Origin of the sequence: Actinacidiphila bryophytorum, assembly GCF_016916835.1 — a bacterium.
Lineage (GTDB): Bacteria > Actinomycetota > Actinomycetes > Streptomycetales > Streptomycetaceae > Actinacidiphila > Actinacidiphila bryophytorum.
The window spans coordinates 43,503-63,564 of sequence record NZ_JAFFIX010000029.1 but is presented as its reverse complement, the minus strand read 5'-3'; the positions used below and the strand labels follow the sequence as shown (position 1 = coordinate 63,564).

Here is a 20,062-nt window from a genome sequence, read left to right as displayed (position 1 = left end):
GGCGGCCGGGAGGGCCCATGAACATCCTGCTGTGCCCGCACAGCAGCGGCGGCTACCTGTATCCGGCGCTCGCGGCCGGGCGCCGGCTGCAGCGGCGGGGTCATCGGGTCAGCGTGCTCGGACACGCGGCCGCCGGTCCTGTCGTCGCCGAGGCCGGGCTGCCGTTCGCGGCGGCGGAGGACTTCGGCGGACGGCGGGCCTTCTCGCCCACCTGGTGGGGGACCACCGGCCTTGAGCAGTACCAGGCGGTCACCCGTGCCGCCCGGCAGACGGGGGCCGACCTGCTGGTCACCTCCGTGCTGTGCAACGGGCCGCTGGCGGCGGCCGAGGTACTGGACATCCCCGTGGTGGTGATCGGATTCTCGGTCCACCTGTGGGACTACCGCTCCGGCGGCGCCGGCGAGCGGCAGTGGGGACGGCCCCGCGGCAACCGCACCGCCGAGATGCTGCAGTGGTACGCCGACACCCGCGAGCAGGCGGGCCTGGCAGCGCGGCCCTCCCGGTGGGCAGGCAGCCCGCTGCCGGGCGACGCGCTGCTGCTGCGCGGCGACCCGCTGCTGGAACACCCCGGTGCGGTGCTGCCCGCACGAGTGCACCAGGTCGGGCCGCTGGCCTGGGAGCCCGCCGCCGACCCAGCCGAAGTCGAAGCCGTACGGGCGCATCTGGCGCGCACCGGCAAACCCGTCGTCTACGTACACCTGGGCCGCTTCTTCGGGGGCAAGAACCCCTGGCCCCGCCTCAACGCCCTCTTCACCGGCGGCCGGTTCCAGGCCGTGGTCGAGCAGGGCCGTTCGACCGACCCGCAGCCCGCTCCCGGAGCGGACATCCTGCTGGTGCGCAAGCCGTGGATGGGACCGCTGATCGACTCGGCCGGACTGGTGCTGACCAGCGGCACCAGCGCTCCTGTTCTGGCCGCGCTGCTGCGTCGGCGCCCGCTGACCGTCTCACCCAACGGCTCCGAGCAGCCGCTGCTGTCCGGGGCCTGTCTGCGCGCGGGCGTGGCCGCGTACCTGCCGAACCGCGATCTGCCGGATGCGGCCGACCCGGCCGACGTGCTCGCCGCGGCCTGGCAGGACGACGGCCTGCGGGAACGGGCACGCGCCCTCGGCAGCAGGCTGGCCGCGGGAGACAGCGCCGGGCGTGCGGCCGATGTGATCGAGCAGGTGGCTCGTCAGTCCCCGACCACGAGGGAGACCATGGGTACGCACAGAGTCGATCAGGCGCCGGTCAGGCAGTTGGCAGAAGGTGCCCTGGAGTGGATACGTGTCCACGCCGGCTACCTCGACTCACCCGCCGGCCGCGCGGAACTGCCCGTCACCCCGCGGGTCAAGGCGCTGCTGCAACTCGCTCTGCTCTGCCGCTACTGGGCGAAGGCCGCACCGGCAGACCCCGGTCTGCGCGAGGTGCAGGCGACCGTGGAATCCGCCTGGCGCTCGCCCGCGTACGCAGGTCTGCTCACCGCCGACCCGGACTACGCGCGGCCGATCCAGCTGACGTACGCGGCGCTCGCTCCCGCGGACGGGGACTTGCGACGCGCGGTGCTCCAGCGGATCGCCGCCGAAGGATATCTGACACCGCGCAGGAAGACGCCGTACCACCAGCTGTCCACCCGGTTCTTCGCCGATCTCGCCGGCGCCGCCCACCAGCTGGATTCGTACCAGGCTCTGTACCATGCCAGTCAGCTCGCCCGGTATCTGTCCGGGCAGCGGGCTGACGATCCGGATCCGTGCGTGGCTGCGCACACCGCGTTCTATCTCACCGACTTCGGCTTCGGGGAATCACTCCTGGGGGAGGACGCTCGCGAGCACGCCCGGCGGGTGCTGCACCGGTTCATCGAGCAGTCCGTGCGGCAGGGGGAGTGGGACCTGGCCGGGAAGCTCGTGCTCGCCCAGCACTGCCTCGGCGGCGATCCGGCGCGCACCGACGCGGCCGCGCTGCGGATGCTGGCCGGTGCGCAGACGGCCGACGGGGCGATTCCCGGACGGACCGCCGCGGGGCGGGCGACGGCAGGGGGCACCGCGTTCTTCCGGGCGGCGTACCAGACGACCCTGGTGACAGCGATGACCGCACTGATCATCTCTCGCCGCCGGGCGGACGGCACCGGTCCGGCCGGCCGGACCCCGGAACTGCGGGGGGCTGCCCGGTGACCACGGTCGAGACCGTCCCCGTACAGACCGGCGGCGCCCGCATCCTCCGCGGCAGCCGCAACTGGTGGTTCCTCGCCCCGAACGGCGCCGTCGCCCGGCTCCGCGACGGGCATCTGACGGCCGGCGGCACACTGCGGCCGGACACCGAGCGGCAGTTGCGCGAGCGCGGGCTGCTCGGCAGCGCCCCGCTGCCGCGCACCTACTCCCTCACCGTGCTGACCAGCACCCAGTGCAACCTCGGCTGCGGATACTGCTTCCAGAACACCGGCCAGGACGCGGACGCCGACCGCGGCAGCCGCCCACCGCGGATCGCCCGGGCGCGGCTGACCACCCCGACCATCACGTCGATCCTCGGCTTCGCCGAGCGGCAGATGGCCGCGGCCGGACTGGAGAAGCTGCGGATCATGCTCTTCGGCGGCGAACCGCTGCTCAACCCGCGCGGCTGCCTGGAACTGCTGCGCCGGGCCGCCGACACCCTCGGCCCCACCTCCGCCTGGATGATCTCCAACGCGACGCTGCTCACCCCGCAGCTGGCAGGACAGCTCGCGGAGTTGGGGCTCGATCACGTCCAGGTCACCTTCGACGGCGACCGTCCCGACCACGACCGGATCCGCGTCCGGCGCGCCGAGGGCGGCGGGACGTTCGACGCCATCGTCCGCAACATCGCGCGGGCCGGCGAGGACACCGCGATCACCTGGACCCTGCGGGTGAACGTCTCCCAGGAGACGCTCGGCGGCATCGACACGCTGACCGACCGGCTCGCTGCGGAACTCGACGCCTCCCGCTGCACGCTGTACTTCGCCCCGGTCGGCGACGTCGGCGTCGGCTTCACCAACGAGCTGCTCTACACCGGCGACCTGTCGGCACGCTTCGGCCGCTGGCAGCGCAGAGCGCTCGAACTCGGCTTCCGGGTGTCCCGGCCGCAGGCCCGCCGACCGTGCGCCACCTGCGGTTATCGCGACGGGCGGTACGGCGCGGTGGTCAGCGCCGACGGCACGCTGGCCAGCTGCTGGGAGACCGCAGGACGGTCGGACTGGGAGGTCGGCACCGTGACCGGGGGCTATCTGCCGGACACCGTGACCCGGGAGCGCTGGGTCGGCTGCCAGGACCTGTACCGGCAGAACGAGAACGAGCGGACCCGCGCGGCGTTCCGTGACGCCGTCGACGCGGCGCTGCTCGACCACCTCGACGAGACGGGGCGCCTGTGAGCGTAGAGGCGGATCTGGAAGGGCTGTCCGCGGGCACCCTGGGGTGGATGGTCGAGAACCTCGACTACTTCGACCCGTTCGGGGCGGACGCCCGCACCCCGGGCCTCGGCCGGGCGAAGGCCGCGCTGGAGCTGGCGCTGCTGTGCCACTGCTGGTCCCGGCAGGACGGTCAGGACGCCCGGCTGGACAAGGCCAACGCCCTGCTCCGCACCATATGGCAGCATCCCGGCTTCCCTGGCCTCCTCACCGCCGAGCCCGAGGCCGCCGCCGTCTACCGGCTGGTGGCTGCCGCTCTGGCGCCGCACGGGGTGGACCCCTGGACCGGCGGTGCGCCGCCGGCACCCGAGGACCTGGCGCCGGGCGCGAGGCTGCCGTACCAACGGCTGGAGCTGCGCTTCTACGCGGACAAGGCGGGGGTCCGCCACACGATCGAGCCGTACGAGGACCTCGTCGAGGCGAACGTCCTGGTCACCCTGCCGGCCGCCCCCCAAGGCCGTCCACCGGAGCCCCCGGTCACGGTCCCCCGGGCGTACGCGCTGACCCACTCCGCGTCGTACCTCAGCGACTTCGGCCGCACCGCCCCCGGTCTGACCCCTGACGCCCTGGCGGCCGCGGCGGACCTGCTCGACCGGCAGTTGGAGCACTGCGTCCGGCACGACTGGTGGGACCTGGCCGCGGAGCTGGTCACCGCCCGGCACTGCCTGGGCGGCACGCCGCTCGACACCGCCGTGGGCGCGGCAGCGGTGCGCTGTCTGGCCCGCGCCCAGCTGCCCAGCGGCGCACTTCCCGGACGTACGGCTGCCGACCGGGACGACGCCTGCGGCCCCCTCTTCTTCGCGAAGGCCTACCACACCACCTTGGTGACGGCGCTGATGACCGTAACTGTGGATGTCCGATGAGGGCGCGGCTGACACTGATCAGCCCCGACTACACCCGGCTGTGGTTCGGGCAGGCCGTGTCGACCGTCGGCGACGCGGTGTTCAGCACGACCCTGGTGCTGTGGGTGGCCACCGTGCTGGCCAAGGGCGAACCCTGGGCGCCGCAGGCGGTCAGCGGGGTGCTGCTGGCCGGCGGCGCCGCCATGCTGTTCGTCGGGCCCATCGCGGGCGTCTTCGTCGACCGCTGGAACAAGCGCGCCACCATGCTCGGCACCGAGGTGCTCCGCGGGACGATCGTGGCGATGCTGACCGCGGTGTCGCTGCTGCCTGTCCACGCGATGCCGGTCGCCGTGTGGCTGACGCTGATCTACGTGTCGGTGCTGGTGCTCAACTCGACGGGGCAGTTCTTCACGCCGGCGCGCTTCTCGGTCATCGCGGAGATGGTGTCGGGGGAGGCCGACCGGGCCCGTGCGGCGGGCATCGCGCAGGCGACGGCCCAGACCGCGTGGATCATAGGGCCGCCGCTGGCAGCGCCGCTGCTCTTCAGCGTGGGGCTGGAGTGGGCACTGCTGCTCAACGCGGTGTCGTACCTCGTGTCGTACATCGCGATCCGCTCGGTGGACATCCCGGCGGCACCCGTACCGGAACGGGCGGCCGCGTCCGCACCGGAGAAGGAGCCGGGGGCCGCGGAGCCTGCCGCCCTCGCAGCCGGGGAAGGCAGGAAGCGTACCGGCCTGCTGACCGAGTTCCGGGCCGGGCTGCGCTTCTTCGCCCGCAGCAGGTTCCTGGTCGCGCTGCTGGTGCTGGCCGCCATCGGGCAGCTCGGGATGGGCGCCCTCAGCACGCTGAACGTCTTCTTCGTCACAGGGAACCTGCACGGCTCCGCCGAGCAGTTCGGCTACTTCGGCATGGCCATGGGCTTCGGCGGCATCGCCGGTGCGCTGTGCGCGGGCCGGGCGGTGAAGCTGATCGGCGCCCGCCGCACCACCTGGATCGGCCTGCTGATCACCGGCACGCTGCTGTTCGTCTACTCGCGGCAGGACAACGTCGTCGCCGGCCTCGTCCTGATGCTGACCTTCGCGATCCCGCTCACCACGCTGAACACCGCGATGTCCCCGCTGCTCCTCGCGGCGACCACCCGGGAGTTCCGCGGCCGCGTCGTCGCCGTGTTCTACCCGCTGACCCGGCTGTCCTCGCTGCTGGCCGCGGCCCTGTCGGGCTGGCTGGCCGGCGGCGGACTCCCGCACTTCGGCCGCACGGTCGCGGGCATGCACTTCACCCCCGTCGACACCATCATCGCGGGGGCCGGCGTGCTCGTCGTGGCCGCCGGCGTCTACGCCCGGATCGCCCTCCCCGACACCGAGGCCGCACCGGCCCCGACGCCCGACCCGGTGCCGGCCGTGAAGGCCGGCCCGTGAACTGCGCCGCCTGCGGGCGCACCGCTGCCGACTCCGACCGCTTCTGCGCCGGCTGCGGGGCGCCGCTGGCCGTTGACGCGCCGCGGCGGGAGACCCGTAAACGGGTGTCCATGCTCTTCATGGACCTCGTCGGCTCGACGGCTCTGGCGGAGCGGCTGGACCCCGAGCCGCTGCGGCAGGTCATGGACCGGTACTTCGCCAGCTGCGGAGCGTGCATCGCAGAACACGGCGGGGCGGTGGAGAAGTTCATCGGCGACGCGATCCTCGCCGCCTTCGGCGCCACCGTGGCACACGAGGACGACACGCTGCGCGCGGCGCGGGCGGCCACCGAAGCCCTCGCGGCGCTCGAAGGGCTCAGCGCGGAACTCAGCGCCGACTACGGGGTGCGGCTCCAGGCGCGGGCCGGGATCTGCACGGGCGACGTCGTGGTGGTCTCGACCGTCGGCGACGACTTCCGGGTGATCGGGGACTCGGTGAACACCGCCAGCAGGCTGCAGACGGCTGCCCGGCCGGGCGAGGTGCTGCTCTGCGCCGACACCGCGGCGGTGGTACGGGGCCGCATCGGCGTCGAACCGGTCGCGCCGCTGCGGCTGAAAGGCAAAGCCCACGCGGTGCCGGCCTGGCGGATCACCGACCGGTCGCCCGCCGAGGACAACCCCCTGCCGGACGCCCCGTTCATCGGCCGCGACGACGAGCGGGAAGAGCTGGAGCACGGGTTCCGGCAGGTCCGGCAGCACAGGCAGGTGTGCCTCGCGACGGTCCTCGGCGAACCCGGGATCGGCAAGTCGCGGCTCGTACGGCAGTTCCTCGCCGACATGCCGCAAGGTGCGGCGACCGTACTCACCGGGCACTGCTCGCCGTACGGGAGGGGCATCACGTACCAGCCGCTGGCCGAGATGCTCCGGTCCCTTCCCGGGGGATGGCCGCAGCTGGTCCGGCTGGTGGAGGCCGATTCCGGCGGCGGCCGCGGGACGGCGCAGAGCCTGGTGGTGCGCGCCCTCGGGGCGGTCCTCGGCCGGGACGGCGCAGACGGCAACAGCACAGGCCAGGACGGCCGGCCCGGCCACGTCGGCGTCGAGGACATCGCCTGCGCGGTCCGGCACCTCCTGGAGGTCCTCGGCCGCGAGCGGCCCGTGATCATGATCTGGGAGGACCTCCACTGGGCCGAGCCCACCCTCCTCGACCTCATCGACGACATCGCGACCTGGCTGCAGGACGTCCCGGTCCTGCTGCTCTGCGTGGCCCGCCACGAGCTGCTCGACCTCCGCGGTTCCTGGGGCGCCAGGAACCCGCGGGCCGCGACGCTGGAACTCGGCCCGCTGACGGACGAGCAGACGGCCGAGCTGGTCGGCCGGCTGGCGCCGCGCAGCGATCCGTACCCCGGCGACCGACCGGACGACCTCCTGCGCCGGGTCACCGCCCTCTGCGACGGCAACCCGCTCTTCGCCGAGCAACTCCTGGACGTCTTCGCCGAGACCGGCCCCAGTACCCACATCCCGCCCACCACCCAGGCGATGCTGGGAGCACGGCTGGACCAGCTGCCCGGCACCGAGCGCACCCTGCTGGAGATGGCCGGCGTGATCGGCCGCGAGTTCACCCCGGAGCTGCTCCGGGCGATGGCCGGCACGGACGGGATCGGGGACGCGGCGACCGACGGCTACGTGGCGCGGCTCACCCGGCGGCGGATCTTCGAACGCGGGTCGGCCGGGACCTTCCGGTTCACGCAGACCCTGCTGCGCGACACGGCGTACGAGTTCATTCCCAAGAGCCGCCGCGAGCAGTGGCACGGCTTCCTGGCCGACCAGCTCGCCGACGAGCGGCCGCCGGACGCGATGGCGGTGGCGGTCCATGTCGAGGCGAGCCGGGAACTGAGCTGGCAGCTGCGGCCGGGCGACCGGAGTCTGCCGCGCCTCGCCGGGGTCGCCGCGGACACGCTGATCCGCGAAGGGATGAGCGCGCTCGCCCGCAAGGACCTGCCGGCGGCGATCCAACTACTCGAACGCGGCCGCGAGTTGCTGCCCCCCGGTGACCGCCGGCACACCCCGCTGGCCCTGAACATCTGCGACGCCGGCATCTGGCTCCAGGACGAGCAGCGCTGCCACAGCGCCCTCGCCGCAGCGGAGGCCGCCCAGCCGGACGACCCCGCCGCCGCGGCCACCCGGGCGATCCAGCACGGGATCGTCACGCTGCGGCTCGGCCTCACCCCGCCCGCGGTGGTGGCGGACCAGACGGCGCAGATCGCCGCGGAGCTCGACCCGGGGGACGACCTCAGCTGGTGCCGGCTGTACCAGCTCCAGGCCCACGTCGAACTCACCGCGGAGCGCGCGGCCTCGGCGGAGAGGCTGATCGGCCGCGGACTGGACCGGGCGCGGGCACTGAACGACGGCTACCAGCAGGACCTGCTGCTGTGCGCCCGCTGCGAGCTGGCCCAGTGGTCGCCGACACCCGTCGCCACGGGACTCGAACTGTGCACCCAGCTCTGCGAACGGTTCGCAGCCGCGCGGGTGCTGCTGATGCCCGTCTTGGTGACGCGGGCGCGGCTGCAGGCACTCGGCGGGGACGTCACCGGGGCCAGGAGCACACTGGCCGAGGCCCTCACGTACGCACGGGACGTCCATCTCGACCTGGCCGACGCGGTGGTGCTGGACGCCTCCGGCTACGTGGAGTCGCTCGCCGGCGAGCACGAGGTGGCGGAGGCCCGCTACCGGCAGAGCCTGGACGTGCTCCGCTCCGCGGAAAAGGCCCCAGACACCCGGGGCACGGAGATCGCGATAGCCAGGGAACTCTTCGCCCAGGGCAAGCTCGCCGCCGCGGCGAGCGCCCTCGGCCAGGCGGGCTCCGGGAGCACGGAGGGGACGGGCAGCAACGACGTCGCCCCAAGTCCCCGCACACGGATCGCCTCCGCCGCGCTGCGCGCCCGGATCGCCTCCGCCCGGGGCGCCCACGACGACGCCCTCGCCGAAGCCACCGCCGCCTGCGTCCTCGCCGCCCGCTCGGACGACCTCACCCTGGCCGGTGAGACCTTCTTCGACCTGGCGGTCGTCCTCCACGCCGCCGGCGCGACCGGCCGGGCGACCGAGGAAGCGGCCACCGCGCTCGGGAAGTTCGAGGCGAAGGGCGCCGCACTGCCGGCGGCCCGGGTGCGGGACTGGCTCACCGCCAGGAAGGAAGGAGGCACCGTTGACTGACACCGGCACACCGTGGCGCAGGCCGCCGCGCGATCACTTCCCGGGCGTCCCGGCATGGAGCATGCCCGCCTCCGCGATGCCGGAGGAACGCTTCGACGTCAGCCCCCTCGGGACGGTCACCCCCGAGTGGGCCTGGGGCGGCGCGGACGGCTCCGGGATCCGGGTGTGCCTGCTCGACAGCGGCGTCGAGGCCGATCACCCCCTGGTCGGCGGCCTGGACGGCGCCGTCGACGTGATCGCCGACGAGGACGGCGGCCTCCAGGTCGTACCGACAGACCCGGTGGACAACGCGGGGCACGGCACAGCCTGCGCGAGCGTGATCCGTTCCTTGGCCCCCGCCGCCCTGCTCACCTCGGCACGCGTGCTGTCCAGCGGCAAGACCGGCAGCGGCGCCGCCCTGCTGACCGGGCTCGGCTGGGCCGTCGAGCAGGGCTTCGACGTCATCAACATGAGCCTGTCGACCACCCGCACCGACTTCCGCGCCGCCCTGCGCGACCTCGCCGACTCCGCCTACTTCCGGCGCTGTGTGATCGTCGCATCCGCCCACAACATGCCCGTCCACAGCTACCCGTGGCGCTTCCCCTCGGTCATCTCCGTCGCCAGCCACGACAACCCCGACCCGATGACCTACTACTACAACCCCGCGCCACCGGTCGAGTTCTACGCCCGCGGCGTCCGGGTGCCGGTCGCAGGACTCGGCGGCCGGCGGATCCTCACCACAGGGAACAGCTTCGCGACCCCGCACATCGCGGGCATCTGCGCGCTGATCCTCAGCAAACACCGCTGGCTCACCCCGTTCCAGCTGAAGTCCGTCCTCTACCTGGCCGCCGAGAACGTAGCCGTACCCGATGGAGATGGAGGCGCGCGTGTCGACTGATGTGCTGGAAAGCGCGGGTATCCCGCAGCGCAGACTGCTGCAGTCCATCGTGGAAGTCGCCCGCAGCGTCTTCGGCGCGGCGGCCACCTCCGTGATGCTGGTGGACCCCAGCAACGGGGACCTGGTCTTCGAGGCTGTGGCAGGCGAGGGCGAGCGCCATCTGCTGGGCTCACGTTTCCCCGGCGGTACGGGGATCGCCGGGTGGGCGATGGTGTCCGGGCAGCCGCTGGTGGTGGACGACGTCACGGACAACCCCCAGTTCGCCCGCGACGCGGCGGAATCCACCGGCTATGTGCCGCGCAGCATCATGGCCGCGCCACTGATCTGCGACGGCGACTGCATCGGAGTGCTGGAGGTACTCGACCGGGACAGCCGCCCGCGCTCCGACCTCGGGGACATGGCCTCCCTCGGCCTGCTCGCGATCGAGATGGCCACCGTCCTGGACCTGATCGTCCAGCTCCGCAAGAGCGAGGCGGAGCAAGCCGCCGCGCCGAAGACCGGGCCCGATCTGTCACCCCTGCTGCAACGGGTCGCGCAGCGGCTGCCGCGGGCCGACGAGAAGGTGAGCGCCACGGTCACCCGGCTGCTGACGATGGCCGACGACCTGCTCGCCGACGTGCCCGCTGACGTGCCCGCCGACGGCGATGGCTGACGGCCACCAGGACTTCCTCTCCCAGCTCACATCCCCCGACCACACCCTTGACGTACGGCCACGGACCGAGCCCGCCGTCGTACTGCTCAGCCGGGCCTGCGACGCGGATCTCGACGCGGTACAGCGCCTGCTCGCCGGCGCGGGGATCCGGACCGCACGGTTGAACGCCGACGAACTCGCGGACACCGGAATCACGGTGGATCCGCAGCGGCGTGCGGCCCGGCTGCACGGGCGCTGGCTGACGCCGACCGTGACCTGGACCAGGCACTTCGCTCCCGCCGCGATCGAGGGCACGGGGGACCCTGCGCGGATCGCGTTCCTGCGGGAGTCCTGGCAGGCGGCGGCGGTCTCGCTGGCCGGAGTCTCCGGGACGAGCCTGCCTGCCTCCGCGCCGGCGCCGCTGGCCCAGCTGGAGCTCGCCCGGCGGCACGGGGTGGCGGTGCCGCGCACGCTGGTGACCACCGACCCGTACCGCGCCTTCGCGGAATTCGGCTGCCGGCGGCTGGTGGTCAAGGCCGTGCACCGGCACTTCGTCGAGCCGGAACCCGGCCGGCCGCGCGGGGTGTTTCCCGTCGTCGTCGAACAGCACACGCTGTCCGCCGGCCTGGGGCCACCGGTCGTCGTCCAGGAGTACGTAGAGCACGAGGCGGAGCTGAGGGTCTATTACGTCGCCGGGCAGCTCTACGCGTTCCGCATCGACAAGGGCTCGGCGGCCGCACTGTGGCTGGCGCCCGACACGGTGGGCGTCAGCGCCGTGCCCCCGCCCCCGTCGGTGGCCGAGGCCACCACCCGCCTGGCCACAGCGATGTCGCTCCACTTCGGCGCCTTCGATTTCCTGCTCTGCGCAGGCACACCGGTCTTCCTGGAGGTCAACCCGGACGGCGACTGGCGCTGGGCGGAACGCAAGACCCACACCACCCCGGTCACCGCGGCAGTGGCGGCCATGCTCGCGGCGTTGCACCGCGCCGCGCCGGATCGCGAGGAGTTCCCCCAAACTGACGGCTCCGACCCGTAAAGCCCCATGCCGTGCCGGAGGGATGCAGGCTCGTGCGGCCGCTGCGGTCCCCTGACCTGGCGGGCAGGGGACCGTGAGGTGTCAGCCGGTCGTGTGGTCCGAGTTGTTGACGCTCGCGAAGCGCACGTCGGGGGGCAACTGCATGTACGGGGCCGCGGCCGGGTCGGGTGCGGTCGCGGCCAGGGTCGCGGCGAGTTCTTCCGGGGTGCCGCCCCACGCGTCGTCCTTGACGGCGCTTTCGTGGGTGGGGTCGGAGGCGGGTCCGTCATAGCCGATGACCTGGGCGCCGGCGCCCAGTGTGTCGTTGGCGTCCGGCAGCAGCGCTTCGGTGCTGAGCGGTTCCCAGCCGGCCTCGTTGACGGTGAGGGTGGGGCTCAGGTACGTGATCGGTACGACGTACTGTTCGCCGACCGCCATGCTCGGCTCGCCGTCCAGGCGTACCGGGGTCTGCACGTCGCCGTGGAAGGTCCAGCCGTCGAGGTCCCAGTCCATCGTGGTGGGCGCCGCGGGCGCGTCGGGCCGCGACCAGAGGATCTTGTCGACGTGCGCGGTGATCACCCGGGGGATGAACCCCTCGCCCGCCGCGACCTCCTCCGCCGACGCCGGCAGCGCGTGCTCCGCGGTGACGGTGACCACGGCGAGGTGGTCGCTGTAGGTGACCCAGTCGGTCGCGGTGGCGCTGGGCAGCAGGTCGTCGCCGTCGGCGACCACGACCTTCGGCGCCGGCGGCTTGGACGAGCCGGTGGCGGCCACGGCCAGGGTGCCCGCGGTGAGCGCCGCACAGGTGCCCGCCGCGACGAGCACCGTGCCCATCGTGACTTTGATTCTGAGCTTCATCGGTCTCCGCCTCTCAGTACGTCGCGTTGATCGCGCCGACGTTCGTCGCCCCGAGCGACGGCCGGTTGCCGATGTCGGGCGTTTCCATGCAGCCGAGCGACGAGTTGTCGTTGGCCACCGCAGGGAAGGCGTTCTGGCCGTGGGTGAGGCCGACCGCATGGCCGGTCTCGTGGCAGGCCAACTCCGCGTCGATGCCGTGGTAGCGGAACCGCACGTACTGCTGGTCGCAGCGAGTGCTGGAGACGGCGTCATCGCACCAGGTGAAGCCGATGGTGCTGCCGCTCATCCCGGACGTGCTCTGCTGGTAGACGATGTCCGTCTCGGCGCTTCCGCTGTACGAGGGCGATGCCGGATACTGCACGGCGAGGTCGGTGGGGCTGTACTGGTTGGCCAGCCGGCCCTTGACGGTGGTCTTGTCCCCGCTCGACAACGTGCCCTGGAGCCAGACGGTCAGGGTGCTGTTGTCCGTCTGGCAGAAGTTCCCGTGGACGCCGTAGTCGACGCACGGCCAGTTCGCATTCTCTGTCGGATACATATTGTCGAATGGCAGCGTGTTTGCCATGGCGTTGGTTGCGCCACTGGTGGCGAAGACCGCGGCCCAGCCGATGATTCCGACGGCCACGGCCGTCGCATTGCGTGACACTCTGGACATAGCTGTCCCCTCGTGTGGATTTCGCGCACCGCGCGGTGGAACTGCAGGGAGCGCCGTGAAGAGGGACGGGATCGGCCGAGGGGTCGTTCGGGGCAACAGCTTCCCCGCCGTCGAACACGGTTATCGGGTAAGGCTGTTCCCGGTCGGCACTCTGGGCGCGTGCCGGTGACCGTCCGGCGGATCCGTCAAGGACAGGACGGATCCGCCGGCCCTTCCTCAGTACTCTCTGGGCGACTTGCAGTGGAGGATTTTTATCATGAAACCCTACGAGGAACAAAGCATCTTGCTCCCGCAGCTGTGAGCCGGGTCAGTTCCCGGCATTCCGAAATCCCCGGCGGCGAGCCCGAGGGAGAGCCAACTCCCCGCGCGGCGAGGGGCGTTCGTACTCCGCCAGGAGCAGGTCGACGTCGGCCGGGGGGAGGCCGAGTCGATCTGAGACCCCTGCCGCGTGAGCGGGCTCCGCGGCATAATGGTGACGTGTCACTGCATTAAGGGGGATACCGCATCGTTCTGCCCGCGGCAGAACAGCGGCTCGACAGGACCCGACGATCACTACGGTCCGGTCGCATGACGACGATCGCAACGCGCAGGGTCGAGTACCCGGCCGACGGACTGACGATGATCGGCCACCTCGCACTCCCGGCCGGAGCCGATCGCCGGCCCGCGGTGCTTGTCGGGCCGGAGGGCATGGGGCTCAGTGACGTCGAGCGCCGCCGGGCCGATGCGCTCGCGGAGCTGGGATACGTGGCGCTGGCCTTCGACCTCCACGGCGGGCGCTACCTGGGTGACCCCCAGGAGATGCTGGCCCGATGCATGCCGCTGCTCGCCGAGCCCGACCGGATGCGGGGTATCGGCCATGCGGCGCTCGACGTGTTGCGCGCTGAAGCGCGTACCGACCCCGACCGGATCGCCGCCGTGGGCTACGGCACCGGCGGCGTGATCGCGCTGGAACTCGGGCGCGACGGCGCCGACCTGCGCGCGATCGGAACGGTCAACGGCCTGGCCACCGGCCGCCCGGGCGAGGCGGCGCGCATTCGCTGCCCGGTGTGGGCCGGGGTGGGGTCGGAGGACCCGGTCATGCCGCCCGCGCAACGGGAGGCGTTCACCGCCGAGATGCAGGCCGCGGGCGTCGACTGGCGCCTCGTGGTGTACGGCGGCGCCTTGCACGCCTTCCACCACCCACCGGTCGACCACCCCATAGTCCCCGGCGTCGCCTACCACCCCCGCCACGCGCAACGGGCCTGGCGCGACGTCGTCGACCTGCTGGCCGAGTGCCTGACGGCAGGAACCGTATGCTCTCGACCAGCGGCACCAGGTCCGCCTGTGCGGCCTGGTGCCGGGGTTGACGATTATTAGCAGTCTCCCCACCAGTCGACCTCATCGATGCTGAGGAAATCGCGTGGAGCCATGTGCATTGTGGTGAAGCGATGGAAGTCGTAGCCCATGAATCGGTTGAAGACCATTTCGGGGCCGTCCAGACCGTCAATCGCTCTCACGATATTTCCGGCGCTGTTCTTGAGGTCGAACCGCGCATGCCGGACATCGCCCGTGAAGCTTCTGCTCGTGCTCATCACGCCGTGCCAGTCGACTTTGACGTCGCCGAAACCACCGTCCGTCAGGATCAGGGTCGGTGACGAGGTGCCGACCTGGGTGCAGTCTCCCGCCGTCAAGGTCTGAGCAGGAGTGAGCGTGGAGGTCGCGACGAGCTGATTGCCTGACAGAGAGCGGATCGCGGCGACGTTGACCCTCCTGCTCGTCTCGGCGTTGGCCACCGACGGCAACGTGGTGCAACGGGTGCCGTTCGAGCACGCCAGTCCGCTGAAGCTCGTGCGCTGACGGCAGCAGTCCGGCAATCAGGGTTCCTTGAGGGAACGCCATCTGGTACGGTCATGGCGTCTCTTCAGGGAACCCCAGAGAGGAACGCGGACATGAGCAAGGTCTTCAGCGCCCACGCGGTATCGGTCGACGGATACATCACCGGCCGCGACGCAGGCCCCGGGCGCGGCCTCGGCGACGGCACCCAGCTCTTCGACTGGTACTTCGACGGCGATACGCCCAGCCAGGAGTTCGACGGCTTCAAGCTGAGCCCGGCCGGCGCGCGGCTCTTCGACTCCCTGTCCGCCCGCACCGGCGCCATCGTCGCCGGACGCAACACGTACGAGGACTCCGGCCGCTTCGGCGGCGGCAGCCCGCACCCGACGGCCCCGCTGTTCCTGCTCAGCCACCGGTCCGCCCCGGAGATCACCGAGCGGCAGACGCTCGTCACCTCGGGCATCGAGGACGCGGTGGCCGCCGCCCGCGGGGCGGCCGGACCCAAGGACGTCGGCCTCATGGGTGGCGGAGTCGTCACCGCAGCGCTCGCGGCGGGCCTGGTCGACGAGGTCGTCCTCCACCAGGTGCCCGTCCTGCTCGGCGGCGGCCGGCCCTTCTTCCAGAGCCTGCCCGGCCATGTACGGCTGCGGCTGATGGAATCCGTGCCGGCGCCCGGCGTCACCCACCTTCACTACGCGGTCGAGCGCTGATCGCAGCCCCGGCCACCACCACCCCCTCCGGCAGTCACCCCACCCCTCGCACTCAGCAGGAGATGACCACGATGATCCACACCGACGTCCGCGACGTACTCGACGGCGCCCCGATCGCCCACCTCGCCACCGTGCTGCCCGACGGCGGGCCGCACGCCGTCCCCGTCTGGATCGGCACGCACCGCGAGCACATCGTCGTGCTCACCGGCCCCGACTCGCGCAAGGCCCGCAACCTGCGGCGCGACCCCCGGGTCGCGATCTCGCTGACGCCGCCCGACAAGCCGTTCGAACCGGTGCTGGTCCGCGGCAGGGTCGTGGAATGGGTAGCGGGAGACGAGGGCTGGGAGATCGTCGACCGGATCGCGGAGAAATACATCGGCGGCCCGTACTCGCGCGACGTCGAGCGCGTCGCCCTCCTCATCGAGCCGGACCGGCAGAGCGTCGGCATGAACTGACTCCTCGCAGGCCCGGTATGCCGTCAGGCACACCACGAGCCGCTGCTTCCAGCCGCAGGTGGTTACTCTCTCGGCGAGGTCCCGTGACGATGTGACAGATCAATCAGCCCCAAGTGCTGCGCGACCGCGCCGGCCTGGAACCGGTCGACGACGCCGAGGCGCCGGAAGAGGACCTTCAGGTAGCTCTGGCACGTACGCTCAGAAACTCCCAGACGTTTGGCGATCGCCGCGACCTTGAGGCCCTCGGCCAACAGGGACAGCAGCTTCTCCTGGGCCGCGTCGATCGCGACCGCACTGGGCTTGGCACCGGTCTGGAAGGGGAACGAGTCCTCCCACGCCGTGTCGAACACCGAGCGGAGGAACGCGACCAGTGACGGTTCCCGCACCACCACGGCGCCCGGGAGGCCGCTGTCCCGGGAGACAAAGGCGACGTCGTCGATGATGATCATCCGGGGCGGCAAGGTGGTCGAGGTGCGGATCTGGCCGCCGTCGGCCAACAGCGTCGCCGCGTAGTCGATGGTCGGGCCGTCGAACCGCGCCGAGTGCTGATACAGCGTGCGGAAGCGGACGCCGCGACGTACCAGCTCCAGGTCGCGGTGCTGGGCGTCGAACAGTTCCGCCACCGGCCGTGGGCCGCCGGGCTGGCAGGTCGCGACTTCCTGACGGCAGGCGTTGGAGTGTTCCTCGAGAAGCCGGCGGACGGCGTGCCCGGACTCCAGCAGCTGGATCGGGCCGTCGTCGTCGGCCCGGAGCCGGAAGTACTCGGTGCTCAGGACGGCGAGCGCCTGGCGCAGGGCCGCTGCCGAGGCCCGCTCGCGGGCCAGGTGCACCTCCTCGTCAGCGAGGCGGGCCTCGAACGCGTTGACCGCTATACCGGTGGCTCGACCCGGGCTGAGAGGCAGCAGCGCACCGGTGTCGGGATCAGGAGAAAGTAAGGATAACCTGATAAGGGTCTGAATCGCAGGTTCCACATCTTCGGCTGCCACTCCGTCTATGCGGGTGGCGTTGACCGACTCCTTGTCCAAGCGCCCCGCCGCAAGCGCGCACCGGTATACCGCGACCGCTGCCTCGGTCAGTTCTGGGAGACTACGCCCGGATTCAACCACTATTAGAACCTCCAGAAAGCCGATGTGCAGGTTCCGGAAGGTTCGACCGGCCGAGAACATCGAGTGCGATAGCTACGCTTGTCCGCGTCAAGCAACCTGTCACCAACCCCGTGAATAGGACTGGCATGCAACGGATCACTGTTTTCACGGCTCTTGCACTGGCGGTGCTGGGTCTGATCGGTGCGGGCGCCGGGCTCGGCGCCGCTCACCAGTCGGCGTCCCGGACCGTCATGGCAGACACCGGGTGGCCGGAGGCCTCCAGCAGTCATTCGGCTCCGACCTCGCTGTAGGCGTTACCGGCACGGTGGGACAGCCTTATGGCCGCGCGTTGGATCGCACGCCACCGCGACCTCCGCTCTGCTGGGACGGCAGCGCGGTGATTCCCGCCCGGTCCCGCCGTCTGCTATTGGCATGGATTCGTCAGAGTAGCTGCGCCGGCGGCGGTCTGCAATACCCGGAATATGCTCAGGCATGCCGTTCTGCAACTCCGTGAGGGTTCACAGAGGATGCCTTCGACGCTACCGGACATGACATAACGCTTTCTTGGTTCTCGCTATAGCCGCTCTAGGCGAGACGAGTCGTGAACGTCTCATGTGGATTCCGGGCGAGTTCGCCGATCCCGGTGGCACCGCCACCGCGCTGTGCGACTACGGGGCCTTTGATCCGTCCGCCGCGATGGCCGGAGCGGGAAGTTCACATAACCACCTTTCCACCATGGGGGGATGTTTGTGAGTGCAACCTCAGGCGACGTGGGTGAAACCTCGGACCACGTGCCGACCATCCGCGGCAGGACGCCAATAGCGCTACAGGCGGGGCCTTCTTCGGTGCCCGCGGAGCTGATCAGCTTCCACGGGCTGGCCGACCGGCGCGAGCACCTGGCAGTCCGCATAGGGAAGCCCGGCCGGGTGCCGCTCGTCCGTCTGCATTCCGAGTGCCTCACCGGAGACGTCTTCGGGTCGCTGCGCTGCGACTGCGGGCCGCAGTTGCACGAGGCCATAGCCAAGATCGACCGTGCCGGCGGCTACCTGCTGTACCTACGGCAAGAGGGCCGCGGCATCGGCCTGTACAACAAGCTCGACGCCTACCGTCTGCAGGACCAGGGCCTGGACACCTTCGCCGCCAACCGCAAGCTCGGCCGGGCCGACGACGAGCGCGACTACACGGTGGCCGCGCAGATGCTGCGGTCTCTGGGCGTGGACGAGATCGACCTGCTGACCAACAACCCGGACAAGGTCGAACAACTCCGCGGCGCCGGCATAGTCCTGCGCTCGGTGTTCAGTACCGACGTCCACTCGAACCCGGACAACTACCGCTATCTCAAGGCCAAGGTCGTCGAGGCACGGCACGCCATCGAACTGGAGAGGGCCGGATCGTGATTCGTCATCGGGGACCGATCAGCGGCATCGCCGCCTACCACGACCGGTTCGTCGCCACGGCCGGCTACGACAACCAGGTGATCCTGTGGGCCGCGGACCGCAAGCAGCCGCTGGCCCGCTCCTTCCACGACCACCTGGCCAACCAGGTCAGCTTCAGCCCGGACGGGAAGTACCTGCTCACCTCTTCCAGCGACTACTCCGCACGCCTGTGGTCAGTGCCGGACCTGAAGCTCCTCACCGTCTTCTCCGATCACGATGACGACGTCGAGATGTCGGTGTTCCATCCGACCGAACCGCTGGTCGCGACCGCCTCGCGGGACCACCGCGTCCGCGTCTACGACTTCGGCGGAGCGCTGCGCAACGTCTTCGAGGGGCACACCGCCGACGTCATCTCGGTCGCCTGGACCGAGCGGGCGGACGAGCTGATCTCCTCCAGCGACGACGGGACCATCAAGCGCTGGTCGCTCCACGGCGCGGAGGCCGTCGCGGACATCGACCTGGGCGGCGTGGAGACCGACACGGTGGCACTGGCCGCCGACGGCACCACGTTCGCCGGCAACGACGAGGGCGAGATCATCGTGCTGGACGGCGACCGGATCACCCGGCACCCGGCCCACGACGCCGGCATAAAACGCCTGGTGTACAACGCGGGCAACCAGTTGCTGGTGAGCCTCAGCTACGACCGCGCGCTGCGGGTGTGGGACGTCAGCGACGGTTTCCGGCAGGTCGCCTCCTCCAGCCTGCCCAGCGAGGTGTGGCCGCGCTCGTGCGCCTTCCTGAACGATGCAACCTTGGTGTTCGCCACCTTCGGTGCCAGCTACGCGACCTACCGCATCCCCGAGGAGGTCTGGGACCTCGGCGGCGTGGAGCCCACCGAGGGTGTCAACGCCGTGATCCGGAACGACGGCCGGACGCTGGCCATCGGCGACGGCGGCTTGCTGTGGGAGGACGGCGTCGAGCGGCAGAGCCTGGGCAGCCTGTGCAACTTCCTGGTCCGGGTCGGCGATCGCGTGGTCACCGGCGGACAGATGGGCGTGCTGTTCGACGCGTACACCGGCGAGCGCCTGTTCCAGCACCGGTCGCCGTTGAACTGCGGCGCGGCCTTCGAACGGGACGGCGTCCCGCATGTCGTGATCGGCGCTTACACCGGTGAGGGCTTGGTGTTCACCACTGCCCCCGAGTTCCGGCACGTGGCGACGCTGGGCCTGCATGCCAATGCCGTGAAGGACGTCGCGGTGGCCGGCGATGAGATCTTCTCCGTGTGCGCCGACACCGGGGCCTCATGGTTCTCCGTGTCGGGCCTGGAGCAGACCGGGCGCTTGGCCGACGCGCACGACAAGATCGCCAACGGCTGCGCGGAACTGGGGCCGAAGCAGTTCGCGAGCATCAGCCGCGATCTCCGGCTGCGGATCTGGACGGGCATGGAAGCCCAGATCGTCGAGACGCCGCACGACCACTCCATCAAGTGCATCGCTGCCTCGGCCGACGGCCGTCACATCGCCACCGGCTCTTACAACGGGATCGTCGCGGTCTACGACCGGGAGACGAACACCTGGCCGGTCACGACGCGTCCCACCACCTCCGGCATCTCCTCGCTGCACTTCGACGCCGACGGGAACCGCTGGCTGGCCGGTTCCTACGACGGCTCGGTGTACGTCATCTCGCTGGCCCTGTCGTGACCGCACCGTTCACCCTGACGCGGAACCCGAACGAGCTCGGGGACCGGGACGC

The 20,062-nt window shown here is 71.2% G+C and carries 17 protein-coding genes; 13 read left to right on the top strand and 4 right to left on the bottom strand.

Going from position 1 to position 20,062, the window contains the following annotated elements:
* The first annotated feature begins 17 nt into the window (after positions 1-17).
* From JT723_RS35560 to JT723_RS30485, 8 genes are read left to right on the top strand one after another with little or no spacing between them, the layout of a single operon-like run.
* The gene (locus tag JT723_RS35560) at positions 18-2,147 is read left to right on the top strand and encodes a glycosyltransferase (RefSeq protein WP_240166424.1); all 2,130 of its coding nucleotides are present in this window, start codon (positions 18-20) and stop codon (positions 2,145-2,147) included.
* A complete protein-coding gene (locus tag JT723_RS30515) occupies positions 2,144-3,355 on the top strand; it encodes a radical SAM protein (protein ID WP_205048088.1) in 1,212 nt (403 codons plus the stop codon). The genes JT723_RS35560 and JT723_RS30515 overlap by 4 nt, the downstream gene beginning before the upstream one ends.
* Complete coding sequence (locus tag JT723_RS30510) at positions 3,352-4,254, top strand: DUF6895 family protein (RefSeq protein ID WP_251513103.1); 903 nt, start codon at positions 3,352-3,354, stop codon at positions 4,252-4,254. The genes JT723_RS30515 and JT723_RS30510 overlap by 4 nt, the downstream gene beginning before the upstream one ends.
* On the top strand, positions 4,251-5,651 hold the full coding sequence (locus tag JT723_RS30505) for an MFS transporter (RefSeq protein WP_205048087.1): 1,401 nt from the start codon (positions 4,251-4,253) through the stop codon (positions 5,649-5,651). The genes JT723_RS30510 and JT723_RS30505 overlap by 4 nt, the downstream gene beginning before the upstream one ends.
* Positions 5,648-8,839, top strand: a complete 3,192-nt coding sequence (locus JT723_RS30500) for an ATP-binding protein (RefSeq protein ID WP_205048086.1) — start codon at positions 5,648-5,650, stop codon at positions 8,837-8,839. Before JT723_RS30505 ends, JT723_RS30500 begins: the two co-directional genes overlap by 4 nt.
* Positions 8,832-9,716 (top strand): S8 family serine peptidase, encoded by an 885-nt coding sequence (locus JT723_RS30495; protein ID WP_240166423.1) that lies wholly within the window; start codon positions 8,832-8,834, stop codon positions 9,714-9,716. Before JT723_RS30500 ends, JT723_RS30495 begins: the two co-directional genes overlap by 8 nt.
* The gene (locus JT723_RS30490; RefSeq protein ID WP_205048085.1) at positions 9,706-10,368 is read left to right on the top strand and encodes a GAF domain-containing protein; all 663 of its coding nucleotides are present in this window, start codon (positions 9,706-9,708) and stop codon (positions 10,366-10,368) included. The genes JT723_RS30495 and JT723_RS30490 overlap by 11 nt, the downstream gene beginning before the upstream one ends.
* On the top strand, positions 10,361-11,383 hold the full coding sequence (locus tag JT723_RS30485) for an ATP-grasp domain-containing protein (protein ID WP_205048084.1): 1,023 nt from the start codon (positions 10,361-10,363) through the stop codon (positions 11,381-11,383). Before JT723_RS30490 ends, JT723_RS30485 begins: the two co-directional genes overlap by 8 nt.
* 81 nt (positions 11,384-11,464) lie before the next feature.
* On the opposite strand, the gene JT723_RS30480 is transcribed toward JT723_RS30485, so the two are convergent.
* Both JT723_RS30480 and JT723_RS30475 read right to left on the bottom strand, forming a co-directional pair.
* On the bottom strand, positions 11,465-12,220 hold the full coding sequence (locus JT723_RS30480; RefSeq protein ID WP_205048083.1) for a hypothetical protein: 756 nt from the start codon (positions 12,218-12,220) through the stop codon (positions 11,465-11,467).
* 13 nt (positions 12,221-12,233) lie between these two features.
* The gene (locus JT723_RS30475; protein ID WP_205048082.1) at positions 12,234-12,755 is read right to left on the bottom strand and encodes a hypothetical protein; all 522 of its coding nucleotides are present in this window, start codon (positions 12,753-12,755) and stop codon (positions 12,234-12,236) included.
* Between the two features lie 684 nt (positions 12,756-13,439).
* Between JT723_RS30475 and JT723_RS30470 the strand changes: the two genes are divergently transcribed.
* Positions 13,440-14,228 carry a dienelactone hydrolase family protein gene (locus tag JT723_RS30470; RefSeq protein ID WP_240166422.1) on the top strand — a complete coding sequence of 263 codons (789 nt, stop codon included), beginning with the start codon at positions 13,440-13,442 and terminating at the stop codon, positions 14,226-14,228.
* On the opposite strand, the gene JT723_RS30465 is transcribed toward JT723_RS30470, so the two are convergent.
* The gene (locus JT723_RS30465) at positions 14,225-14,644 is read right to left on the bottom strand and encodes a hypothetical protein (protein WP_205048081.1); all 420 of its coding nucleotides are present in this window, start codon (positions 14,642-14,644) and stop codon (positions 14,225-14,227) included. The two genes, JT723_RS30470 and JT723_RS30465, sit on opposite strands and share 4 nt — an antisense overlap.
* A gap of 156 nt (positions 14,645-14,800) precedes the next feature.
* Here JT723_RS30465 and JT723_RS30460 point away from each other — a divergent pair, with 156 nt between their 5' ends.
* Both JT723_RS30460 and JT723_RS30455 read left to right on the top strand, forming a co-directional pair.
* Positions 14,801-15,394 (top strand): dihydrofolate reductase family protein, encoded by a 594-nt coding sequence (locus JT723_RS30460; RefSeq protein ID WP_205048080.1) that lies wholly within the window; start codon positions 14,801-14,803, stop codon positions 15,392-15,394.
* A 62-nt stretch (positions 15,395-15,456) separates the two neighbouring features.
* Complete coding sequence (locus JT723_RS30455; RefSeq protein ID WP_240166421.1) at positions 15,457-15,849, top strand: PPOX class F420-dependent oxidoreductase; 393 nt, start codon at positions 15,457-15,459, stop codon at positions 15,847-15,849.
* Positions 15,850-15,911: 62 nt separating this feature from the next.
* Here JT723_RS30455 and JT723_RS30450 read toward each other — a convergent pair whose 3' ends face one another.
* The gene (locus JT723_RS30450; protein WP_205048079.1) at positions 15,912-16,874 is read right to left on the bottom strand and encodes a helix-turn-helix transcriptional regulator; all 963 of its coding nucleotides are present in this window, start codon (positions 16,872-16,874) and stop codon (positions 15,912-15,914) included.
* Between the two features lie 830 nt (positions 16,875-17,704).
* On the opposite strand from JT723_RS30450, the gene JT723_RS30445 reads away from it, so the two are divergent.
* A complete protein-coding gene (locus JT723_RS30445) occupies positions 17,705-18,331 on the top strand; it encodes a GTP cyclohydrolase II (RefSeq protein ID WP_372441394.1) in 627 nt (208 codons plus the stop codon).
* Complete coding sequence (locus JT723_RS30440) at positions 18,328-20,010, top strand: WD40 repeat domain-containing protein (RefSeq protein WP_205048077.1); 1,683 nt, start codon at positions 18,328-18,330, stop codon at positions 20,008-20,010. The genes JT723_RS30445 and JT723_RS30440 overlap by 4 nt, the downstream gene beginning before the upstream one ends.
* The last annotated feature ends 52 nt before the right edge of the window (positions 20,011-20,062 follow it).